The sequence below is a fragment of the Candidatus Binataceae bacterium genome, assembly GCA_035500095.1.
In the GTDB taxonomy this organism is placed as follows: domain Bacteria; phylum Desulfobacterota; class Binatia; order Binatales; family Binataceae; genus JAKAVN01.
On the sequence record DATJXN010000090.1, the window covers coordinates 54,487 to 64,910 of the forward strand.

Here is a 10,424-nt window from a genome sequence, read left to right on the forward strand (position 1 = left end):
CTTCACTTCGCAGGCTGTTTGGGCGCGTACTTGGACGGGCACGACGTCAGCACCTGCCGCGCCTCGATTGTGCCGCCGGCCCCAAGGCGCCCCTCGACGATCACGTCGCGTCCCGCCGCGAACATGTCGGGCCTGGGCTCGCCGCGTGCGATCACGCGAAACTCGGTGGCGTCGGTGACGGCGACCGGTTTGACCGGCGAGCCGTCGGGATTGGGCGGCGAGACCATCGCGAAGCCGAGCGTCAGCGTCGCCGGGTCCCAGCTGATCGAGCCGGCCTTGACCCGTCCGGCCACGCGCAGCATCTGGCCGCTCAGTTGGGCCTCGCGCGCGCCGACTTCGTTGACCGTCAGATAATATTCGGACGTGTTACGGACGGCCGTCACGATGAGGTAGCCGATGGCGAGCACGATAAGGCCCGCCCCGATCACAAAACGCAGCTTCGAGCGCATCGAATTCTCTTATCCTTCAGTATCGTAGCAATTGTGGCCGAGCGAGGCCGTTTCAAGCAAGCGCCGCCTCTTCGCGAAAATCGCCGCCGGGCGCGGGAGATCCGCCATCTCAGCAGCGTCCGCAGGCAGACAAACCGGCACAGATTCCGCGGCGCGCAAGGAGGATCGCGAGCCTATGCATCGCAGCGAATTCACCATTCTCACGCTGAACATCTTCCATGACCTGCCGGCATACCGCCACCTGGAGCGCCGCTGCGAGCTTATCGCCGAGGCTATCGCGGCGCGCCGTCCGCACGTCGCCGCACTCCAGGAGGTGCTGCGCGCAACGAGCACGGGGGATATCGGGGCGAAAATCCGCGACCGTGTTAATCAGCTCTGCGGCGGAGAGTCCTACAGGCTCGATTACGTGGCGGCCGACGGCGCCGGCGAGGGTGAGTTTTCCTTCGATGAGGGCGTCGCGCTGCTGAGCCGCGTGGCGCCGGCAGGCCCGGCCAAGACGCTCAAGTATGCGGCGCAGGTCGAGCTAGCGACCGAGGTGGCCGGACATCGCTACCGCCTGCCGGATGACCGTGTCGCGTTGCGCCGGCGGTTTCGGCTGGAGAACGGCGCCAGTGTCGACATAGCTGTCTCGCATCTGACGGACCGAGCGGAAGCTGTCGGCGGCGCCGCGGTGCGGACGATGCAGGCGCGCGAGCTCGCCGCATGGGCCCCGGCCGAAGGCGATACGGACAGCACGCTGATCCTTGCGGGCGACTTCAATGACGTTCCCGGGTCGGAGACGATCGCTGAATTGAGCCGCGCCGGCTTCATCGATCTGCACGAAGCCTTCGGCAGCGGCCCCGGCTACACCAACGATCGCGATGATCTCGAGCTGAATGCCGAGCATGCATCGCACAATCAGCGCATCGACTACCTGATGATGCGTCCGGCAGGCCGCCGCGCGCCCGAAGTAAGCGAAGTCGCGTTGTTCGCCGACCGGCCGCATCGCCAGAGCGACGGCACGTGGCTTTGGCCGTCGGATCATATCGGCGTAATCGCAACGCTGTGGGTGTAGGCGCAAGGGTCGCGGGCAAGCTCTCCGACTCATCGACGGCATCGCTCACATAGCTGAAAGCAGCGCTCATTCCGCTGCGCCGTCGGATCCCGCATCGTCAGCGCTGCGCGGGCCGAAGGCGACGCCGCGGCGCGAGGCGCGGATGAACTCGACCATCTCGGCCACTTCGGGCGTCATCGGGCCCGCCGCTGCCAGCTCCGCAAGCGCCAGCTTGAGATTGCGCCGCTCGCCGAACAGGGTCTTGAAGGCGCGGCGAAGGGCGGAGATCGCGCGCGCATCGATTCCCGCGCGCCTCAGCCCGACGACGTTTATTCCGCGCAGCGTGTGAGTCCCGTCGGCGAGGCAAAAAGGCGGGATGTCGCGGCTGGTGCGGCTCATCCCGCGCATCATCGCGAGCCGCCCGATCCTGACGAACTGATGCACCACGCAGTTGCCCGAAACCAGCGCCCGCTCGCCGACTTCGGCCCATCCCGCGAGCAATGCGCCGCCCGCGATGATCGTCGAGTTGCCGACGCGGCAGTCGTGCGCAACGTGCGCGTTCTGCATCAGGAAGTTGTCGTCGCCGATGATCGTGATGTCGCCGCGCTCGCTGCCGCGATGGACGGTCACGCCTTCGCGAAAGACGTTGCGCGCGCCGATCCGCACGCGGCGCGGAGCGCCGCTATAGGCAAGGTCCTGCGGCTCGCCGCCGATCACCGCGTTGGGATGCAGCACGTTGGCCTCGCCCATCTCGACCTCGCCGAGGACCGTAACGTGGCCGATAAGCCGGGTGCGCGCGCCGATCCGGATCGCGCCGTCGAGCAGGCAAAACGCTCCGATCTCGACGCCCGGCGCAAGCACGACCTCGGGCCCAACCACCGCGCTTGGATGGATCCGGGCCGGCGCCGTAGCCTCGGCCGGAGCATCGGATTGGATGCTCAATTGAGGAATTTCTTCTTCAGGTCGTCAGGATGCTCGCGATCCTCGACCTTGTTGCCTGCGACGCGATAGTCCTCTCCCGCCCACTTGCCGAGGTCAAGCATCTGGCATCGCTCCGAGCAGAACGGGCGGAAGCGGTTGGCCGGCCTCATCTCCGCAGGCTGCTTGCAAATTGGACAGCGCATCGCCATTCACCCGATTCGAGAATTGCCAGATGGCGGCGCGGCGCGCAAATCCTCATCCGGCTCGTCATCATCCCGCACGTCCAATCAAAAGATGTCGGAACCCCGGCAGCTATCGGTTCCGCCGGCCGGCCTGAAACTTGCCGACCGATAGTCGAAGACGACGCGCTCGCTATAGCAGAAGATGTCTCCGCTCGTGCCCTTGTACTCCGCGTGCACGTCGATCATCAGGGTCTCCTTCCCCGCGACGACGGCTTTGTACGTATCCGGCGGAAAGTAGGTATAGAAAAAGTGCGGCACGCCGGGCGAAAGCATCCCCGGCGACGTCGAGGACATCTCGCCGGGCGTATCGGCGAGGCGCTTGCCCTCCGCCAGCGCGGTTACCGTAAGGATCGCGCCGCTCGCCGGAATTTTACCGAAGTTGCGATATTGGATCACGGCCCGCGGATTGGGCGTGTCGCCCTGCTCGAAGGTGACGTTCTCGATACCGACAAACGGGCGCTCCTCGAGCGCGAAGATGTGCGAGGTTACCTGCGCCGTCCGCCACGCCGCGTACGCGCTGAACGCTGTCGCTGCCACCATCAGCAGGGCCATAAAATCGGCAAACTGCAAGACCTCGGTCAGCCGCCGCATCATCGACTTCTCGGCGGGCGTCAGATGATCGGCGGTCGATTCGACTTTGTTACTCATTTAATTTCGCTGACTAGGCCGTTGGAGCCCAGGATCTGGCTGACGCCGGGCGGTTGCTAACTCTTCAGAACTCGCAAGAATTTAGATATGCTAACTGGATCGATTTCTCGTAATCAAAAGTCGCTTGATTCCATGTGGCCGTGAATTTTAAACAGAAAAATCGTCCTGTAGAAGGCCGCATGCACTAGACAGGCTAGGTTGGTTCCGTATTCACCACAGACCCAAGGCCCGCGGTCGTGCGCAAAATCGGGATGTACCCTTCGGATCCGAATCAAAAGCTATTGGGGAAGCCAGTAGTCCCTCCCGCACGATATTCCGACGCACCATAGCCGACGACCTGCCCACATTCGCCCGCGATACTCCGGCGGAGCCAAATCCTTTACGAACAGCACGCCAACCAGGTCTTGGCTTGAGCGCTGTGTGAGTGAGGTCGCCCAGCCGGCGTGAGATTGCTCCACGCGATTAGTTGTGGCGTTTTGTCACGCGTCTTTGCACACAGCTTCTTTTTCTTGGCAGATAAAGATTCTCTAGGCACTACATGGTGTGCGTAAGCGATTGCTTCGGCGTGGGAACGAAGGTTGCTACCCGCATCGACGGCGTGGCGGGGACTACGGAGAAACCACTGGACGCTCATAGAAGAACAGACTTCCGCACAGGAAATGTCCCGGGCGGTGGGGAGGGGTAACATGTTCGATTTCAACGCTGATGAGGCATCGCACTTAGCATCGCGCGTTGTCCGAGGCGGTCGCGCTTTATTTTCGACTGGCAAGAGAACCATTCTGCGTGTGGTCTGTTTGCTAGCGGCGGTTTTTATAGTTCCGGCGATCGCTGCGGCACAGATCTGTCCTATCCAGAATGCCGCCGGACTCCCAGCGCAGCCCGGCCATCCCTGGACCAAGCTGGCGAATTGTGTCAGCGGCGGTAGCGCGGTGATAGGCGGGACGGTTGGCGGAACCGACTGCACCTACGCCTACGTGAGTCAAAAACAACATGAGGGACTCTACTACGCTGCGGATCTATCGACCATCACAATTCAAAGCGGCGGCACGCTGGTGTTTCTTGATCAGAGCTATCAGGTTCATGTCGGAAGCATAGTTGTGGAGAACGGTGGGACCCTCCAGATCGGCGCACAAGGCTGCGCGATATCGAAGCAAAACCAGATAAATCTCTATTTCACCGGTTCCGAGGGTGCCGTCAAGGGAATCGATGTGAAAGCGGGCGGGACGCTGCGTATGTGGGGTCGCCATGGCAACACCGCCTTCACTAATCACGTGAGCTGGGCTCATCTGGCTGAGCCGGCCGGCCCTGAGAGCTTTAGCGCAGCCAAGGGGGTTGCGGCGCCTGTGACCGAGGCAGCTAACGCTCTGATGATCGACAAGATTGTGGACTGGCATGTCGGCGATTGGATCGTGGTCGCGGGAACCGACTTCTCACCTGATTCTGGGGAAATCGTTCAAATCCAAAGCGTCATGCCCAACAGCGTGACCGGACATACTGCTATCACGCTCAATCAGTCCCTGGTCGAATATCACTACGGCGGCAAGTCGCCCACTTGCAACCCGGGCGATGTCTATTGTGGTCCGTCGGCGAAGAGCTTCAACGACGGCAAAGCGAAAAACTACGGCGTTGATGAGCGAGCCGAAGTAGGGCTGCTTACGCGAAACATCCATCTCACCTCGATCACGCCTAATCCGTATCAGTCGACCAAAGGTGAATGGGCGCTGGTCAATCCGCCCCCGGCAGGCCTGCATTGGGGCGGCGAAGTATTGCTCGAATCAGAATTCGCTACCGCAGAGATAGCGGGCGTTGAAATCGAAAAATTCGGCGGTGACGAAGACGGCCAGTTTCCAGTCTACTTTCAAGGCACAGGCACCAACCCACCGATCATCTCCAGCAACAGCATCCATCATTCATACAACAAGTGCATCGCGCTCGCTGGACTGGCTGGCACCCCCGGTAACCCGATAACCATCAATGACAACGTCTGCGCGCGAATTGTCGGCAATATGTTCTATCTTCGCACCGGAGCGGAGCAAAACCTCAGCTTCATCCATAATCTCGGCGTGGGAGCCATGAGCAATGCCTTCACGCTCAATCCCGACGGCAACGCCCCGCCGCCATATCAGCTTTGGTGGGCGGGGGACAACCTGACCAATCAGCCCAGCGCCAAATGCCATCAACCCGGTGTTTTCTCCGGCACTTACAACTGCTACGACGGATTGAACATAACATTTACCGACGATCAATCGTTACCGGCAGTCCAATCTGAATCGTACACCTCCGCTGGTTTCTGGATTACGAACCCCGCGAACTATTTTCAAGCGAATTCGATCGCGGGATGCCAGGACCAGGGCATAGGTTTCTGGTACGATCTTACGCCAGGCAATGCGACAGTCCCGCTTGGTATAATGCAGCATGGTTCGCTGGTGGGCTTCACTAACAACCGCGCACACGGATGCTATTACGGCCTGAATACTCCGGCCCAGCTCTCCCAGGGCGCCAACTACACACCGCAGAACTCGCAGCAACTCGATCTGATCGCGCATTTCGACGGAATCACGGCGACGCGCAATCGTTACGCGGGAATCTGGGTGCGGCCCAATTGGTATTCGCTTACCAACGTACGCTTGGCCGGAAATGTTCAGGGTGCGAGCCTAGTTTCTGCCGGAGGCACTGAGGGTTCGCCGCCCGGCGAATGGTCCCAGATTTCGCACGGCGTCTTTGTCGGAGAGAGCATGAATAATCCCGAGCGCTTCGGGCCGTGCCCCTATTACACCGATGGCGTGATCCCACACGGCGACACCGCGCCACCGCCGCCCGTCTGTGCTGAAACGCCTGGCGCCGCGGGACTTGGCATCGGCTATCCCGATCCCAAACGGAATCAGCTCGGGTATATGTTTTATGATGGGCCGGCACGGATCGAGAATTCCCGTTTCATAAATTTCCTGATCAACCCGTCTCCGCTACTCACTAAAAAAGACGCAAAGTTTCTGTCGGCCTACACCGCCATCGAGAAAATGCCTTGCGATTCTAATACTGCCTTCACGTACGAAGGGGACGCCGCGATGGGATGGTTTCAGGCCAATGTTAACTCATATCCGCCGACCCAATACACTGACAACTTGTCGTTTGTGAACGTCGATCTTCGCCATGAAGTCTATACTCAGGAAGTAGGCGTAACCTGCGTGAGCAGTACTCAGGTAAATTTCCAGGATGGCGACAAGAACACTGTAATCCGCGATCACGACGCGACTCTCAGCGGATACCAGGTAGTTGACCAGGCAGGAACTCCCATTTGGGGGAAATTTCCGATTTCGCTCAACAACCTGCCCTTTCTGGCGGTCGCCGACACGACGAACAACGCGATGAATACGGTCGATGAGTGCTACGCGGAAGGCGCACAGGATGCTCACTACGAGGGCCGGCCGAGTGCCCAGATGAGCCCAAATGACTACGCCACCCTTGAGTTCTCTGCGGTTCCGTGCGCGCTGGAAGCGGGTAGCTATAGTGGCCCGTGCACTAACTCGAATGTGATTACCCTGACGAAGGATCAGCAGGACTACGGTCAGCATCAGTCGATGTCGTTGAATGGGCGAAATGGCAACGGCATTTACGAGCCCAAGGTGATGAACGGACTCGGTTACACGGTGCAGGCCCAGTACGAGATGCCGCCCTTCGTTTCAATCACCTATACGGATGCGTCTACCACGCCTTTCCAGACCCGCATCGGCATCTGTTACACCACAGACCAGGGTCCATATCAGTGTCCGGGTGGAGACTGTTCCGGCGTCTTCACGGTATCCAAGGGAGTAAAGACTCTTGCTGGACCCGGATCAACCAGTCTTGCCGCTCTGGCGCCATACTTCACGAACTATACCGTGTGTAACGGCCTGGATAATCAGTATGGCTATCCGTCTGGGTGGAACTTCCCGAACCTCGCGCTATGTCTTGATCCGTCGCTGGATGCGTCCAAGAGCGACGATATTCCGCCGACCCCGACCCTGCTCACTCAGGTCAGCTCGATCGGTGCTTTGACTCCATCCACCTATTTTTACGATCAGACCACGGGACTTCTGTTCTTGGACGTTGAACAGGTAAACCCGAACGGAGACCCCAGCTACAAGATTCAATCCGGAGGCACCGGAGGCGGACCTTCACCGCTGGGCGATTGCGACGGCGCGAATCCCGATCCCGCATGCCCTGACTTCAGCGCCGGATACAGCTTTTACTCCTGCCCAGCCGGCGGATGCGAGTTGTACATGGTGCAGGTCAACCCGGATGTCTACGCGTACGACCCGACCAAAGTAGGAATGACCTGCGTACCTTATCCTACGTACAACCAGCAGTATCCGGCCGACCTCAACCTGCTCAAGAATGTGGCAACCGGAGTGGTTTTGAAACCGAATGTTCTGACGCCGACAGGCACCTCGGGCAACTTCCCGCATCTGGTCGATTCGTCAGGGAATCCTTGTCCCACGACGACGCCGACACCTACGCCGTAATTGGAAACCGGATGCCCGCCTGTGACGGCCAGGACCGAACGCCCGAAGGTGTTGACCAAGGCCTTCGGTCCGGCCGTCATCTGTTTACTTGCACTGTTTCCATGCGCAGCAGCCATGGCCGGCGGCACTAACGGGATTCTGTTCGAGGCTGATGATACCTCGGGACGGATCGCCACCTACCGTCCTACTGGCAGGGATGGCAACAATCCATTTTTCCAGCAGCTGGGTAGCAACGGCCGTACTTGCAATACCTGCCATCGCGCAAGCGACGGCTGGTCGATAACACCAGCTCACATCCATGAACGATTTGCAGAGACGCTCGGGAGTGATCCGCTGTTTCGACCGATCGACGGCGCCACGTGCCCCACTGACGACATATCTTCGGTGGCGGCAATGCGAACTGCGTATGCGCTCCTGCTCAATCGCGGGCTCATTCGAATACCGTTAAGTTTGCCGGCGTCCGCCGAATTTTCGATCACTGACATGATCGATCCTTACGGCTGCTCTCAACTTGATTCGCAGGGTTCCGGCGTAATTTCCGTATATCGCCGGCCATTGCCGGTGACCAATTTAGTGTTTTTGACTTCGATAACGTGGGATGGCCGCGAGCCGGACCTGCGCACCCAGGCGCTCAATGCCGCGCTGCAGCATGAACGGCCGAAGACGTCGCCGAGCGAGGATCAGCTCGATCAGATTGTAGGCTTCGAGACTGCAAACTACACGGCGCAAGTGTTCGATCGCGCTGCCGGTTCTCTGCGCGCTTGGGGCGCGACCGCCGGGCCGGTCGCTGTTTCCGACCAGCAATTCCTGGTGGGCATCAACGATCCATTCGGCGGCAACCCAACCGGTGCGTTGTTCGATCCCGATGTTTTCGTCCTGTATGAGCCCTGGTTGCAGGCGCCTCACACCGCTCTAACGCCTGCTCGACAGGCCGTAATTCGCGGAGAGCGCGTCTTCAATGAGAAATTGATTACGATAAGCGGCGTGGCCGGGCTGAACGATGCGCTAGGGCTGCAAAGGATCGCCGGGGCATGCTCATTTTGCCACGATACGCCCGGCGTCGGGAACCATTCGACCGATCTGCCGCTTGATACCGGTGTGTCTGAACTGGGCACGCGAGGCCTTCCTCGGTTCAGCTTGAGCTGTCATTCAGGGCCGCTTGCTGGCGCAAGCTTTGCGCTCACCGATCCAGGGCGCGCAGCGATAACCGGCCAATGCGCCGACATCGGAAAGTTCAAAGTTCCTACCTTGCGCGGACTGGCCGCCCGCCCGCCGTATTTTCATGATGGCTCGGCGAATACCCTGATGGATGTCGTCAATTTTTACGACCACCGTTTTGCTATAGGCCTGACTCTTCAACAAAAGCGCGACCTGGTTGCTTTTCTGAAGACATTGTAGATCACTCTGTGCCCCGGGTCGTCTCTCCGGCCCCGCCCGGCAGCCACCCGCCCCTTCCCCTCACCGAGCTCTACTTGTCAGGTGATCACGTATCGCACGAGCGGCCAGACCTAGTGCGCGGCCGTTGGGGAACCTTCCATGCCTTACAGGCGTTATCTGCCCAAGCAGCCGCTCATAACACGTTGGAGGAGGACTGGCATGAAGGGCTTTATCAGGCATGGACTGGCCGTCGCGATGGTGCTGGTGACCGCGATGCCCGCGATGGCCAGGAGTTGGGTCGTCTGCGTGGACACGACCAAGGACGCGCGATTTTCCACCACAAATACGTTCTTCGTCGGAGCGGCACCGATTTATCCCGGCGGCACCGATGTATCAGCCGCGAGTGACTGTTCAACCGCGACGATCGGGAAGGCGACGGTGGGAACCTTTTTCACCTTGGGCGGCGCGGTCGCCGGTCTGCCAGTATCGACGCCGTCCAACCCGGCCGACGGATTCTACGTGGTGTGGCATTTCCGAATCGACGGCAGGGGCGCGTTCGACACGACCGGGCCCACTCAGACCGCCACCACCTATCCTCAGACCATTACCGGCTCGACCAATCCCGGCCTGGTGCCGACTCACGGCAAGGCGAGCGTCACCAATCTGAGCAACGCGACCACGGGGACAACCAACGCCGTACTTACGTTCAAGATCACCACGCCGGAAGGTCACTAGCGCTGCGGCCGGCCACTCCTTTGGCGAGGCGGGCTGCGTTTGGTCTGGCGCTCGCAGTCGTGATGGACTGCCGGATGATCCGGCGACGCAACCGTCAGCTCCTTTAGCCCCGTGCGCTCCGCCCGCGGCCGAGCGGCCGCGTGCGGAGTTTTGTAATCGTCTTCAAGCCTAGGGTTCAAGCTCAGCCGAGAAACTCGGGCATGACCTCGCGCGCAAAGAGATCGTGCGAGTCCTCGGAGTCGGGCAGCACGACGAGATAGGTGACGCCGATTTCTTCGATCCGCGAGCGGATCTCGCGCCGGAGTTCGTCGGGCGTGCCGCCCAGGATCGAAGGCGCGCGCCGCGCCGCCTCCGCATCGGGAAAGCCGAACCTTTACGCTACCTCCGCGACCGCCGCATCCACGCGATGCTTGTCCTTTGAAACCGTAACCAGGGTCAGTCCGCTGAGCTCGATATCGCGCGGGTCGCGTCCCGCCTCTTTGGCGAGGCCGTGCAGGCGCGCGATCCGCCGCTTGAG

Annotated in this window: 8 protein-coding genes; 4 read left to right on the forward strand and 4 right to left on the reverse strand. The window is 60.5% G+C overall.

The window, feature by feature from the left end:
* Window positions 1-2: 2 nt before the first annotated feature.
* Window positions 3-449 (reverse strand): cytochrome c maturation protein CcmE, encoded by a 447-nt coding sequence (locus VMI09_09540; GenBank protein ID HTQ24928.1) that lies wholly within the window; start codon window positions 447-449, stop codon window positions 3-5.
* A gap of 175 nt (window positions 450-624) precedes the next feature.
* Here VMI09_09540 and VMI09_09545 point away from each other — a divergent pair, with 175 nt between their 5' ends.
* On the forward strand, window positions 625-1,503 hold the full coding sequence (locus VMI09_09545) for an endonuclease/exonuclease/phosphatase family protein (GenBank protein HTQ24929.1): 879 nt from the start codon (window positions 625-627) through the stop codon (window positions 1,501-1,503).
* A gap of 66 nt (window positions 1,504-1,569) precedes the next feature.
* Here VMI09_09545 and lpxA read toward each other — a convergent pair whose 3' ends face one another.
* The 3 genes from lpxA to VMI09_09560 all read right to left on the reverse strand — a co-directional run bounded on the left by lpxA (window position 1,570) and on the right by VMI09_09560 (window position 3,293).
* A complete protein-coding gene (gene lpxA, locus VMI09_09550; GenBank protein ID HTQ24930.1) occupies window positions 1,570-2,424 on the reverse strand; it encodes an acyl-ACP--UDP-N-acetylglucosamine O-acyltransferase in 855 nt (284 codons plus the stop codon).
* Window positions 2,421-2,606: a DNA gyrase inhibitor YacG gene (locus tag VMI09_09555; protein ID HTQ24931.1), complete on the reverse strand. Its 186-nt coding sequence runs from the start codon at window positions 2,604-2,606 to the stop codon at window positions 2,421-2,423. Before VMI09_09555 ends, lpxA begins: the two co-directional genes overlap by 4 nt.
* 84 nt (window positions 2,607-2,690) lie before the next feature.
* A complete protein-coding gene (locus tag VMI09_09560) occupies window positions 2,691-3,293 on the reverse strand; it encodes a hypothetical protein (GenBank protein ID HTQ24932.1) in 603 nt (200 codons plus the stop codon).
* A 686-nt stretch (window positions 3,294-3,979) separates the two neighbouring features.
* On the opposite strand from VMI09_09560, the gene VMI09_09565 reads away from it, so the two are divergent.
* The 3 genes from VMI09_09565 (at window position 3,980) to VMI09_09575 (ending at window position 9,907) form a co-directional block, all read left to right on the forward strand.
* Complete coding sequence (locus tag VMI09_09565; protein HTQ24933.1) at window positions 3,980-7,795, forward strand: G8 domain-containing protein; 3,816 nt, start codon at window positions 3,980-3,982, stop codon at window positions 7,793-7,795.
* 21 nt (window positions 7,796-7,816) lie between these two features.
* Window positions 7,817-9,193 carry a hypothetical protein gene (locus VMI09_09570; protein HTQ24934.1) on the forward strand — a complete coding sequence of 459 codons (1,377 nt, stop codon included), beginning with the start codon at window positions 7,817-7,819 and terminating at the stop codon, window positions 9,191-9,193.
* Window positions 9,194-9,391: 198 nt separating this feature from the next.
* Window positions 9,392-9,907 carry a hypothetical protein gene (locus VMI09_09575; protein ID HTQ24935.1) on the forward strand — a complete coding sequence of 172 codons (516 nt, stop codon included), beginning with the start codon at window positions 9,392-9,394 and terminating at the stop codon, window positions 9,905-9,907.
* Window positions 9,908-10,424: the final 517 nt, after the last annotated feature.

Coding starts and splice junctions, on each gene's coding strand:
- VMI09_09555 (HTQ24931.1), bottom strand. CDS start 2,606: ATGCGCTGTCCAATTTGCAAGCAGCCTGCGGAGATGAGGCCGGCCAAC.
- VMI09_09575 (HTQ24935.1), top strand. CDS start 9,392: ATGAAGGGCTTTATCAGGCATGGACTGGCCGTCGCGATGGTGCTGGTG.
- VMI09_09545 (HTQ24929.1), top strand. CDS start 625: ATGCATCGCAGCGAATTCACCATTCTCACGCTGAACATCTTCCATGAC.
- VMI09_09560 (HTQ24932.1), bottom strand. CDS start 3,293: ATGAGTAACAAAGTCGAATCGACCGCCGATCATCTGACGCCCGCCGAG.
- VMI09_09540 (HTQ24928.1), bottom strand. CDS start 449: ATGCGCTCGAAGCTGCGTTTTGTGATCGGGGCGGGCCTTATCGTGCTC.
- VMI09_09565 (HTQ24933.1), top strand. CDS start 3,980: ATGTTCGATTTCAACGCTGATGAGGCATCGCACTTAGCATCGCGCGTT.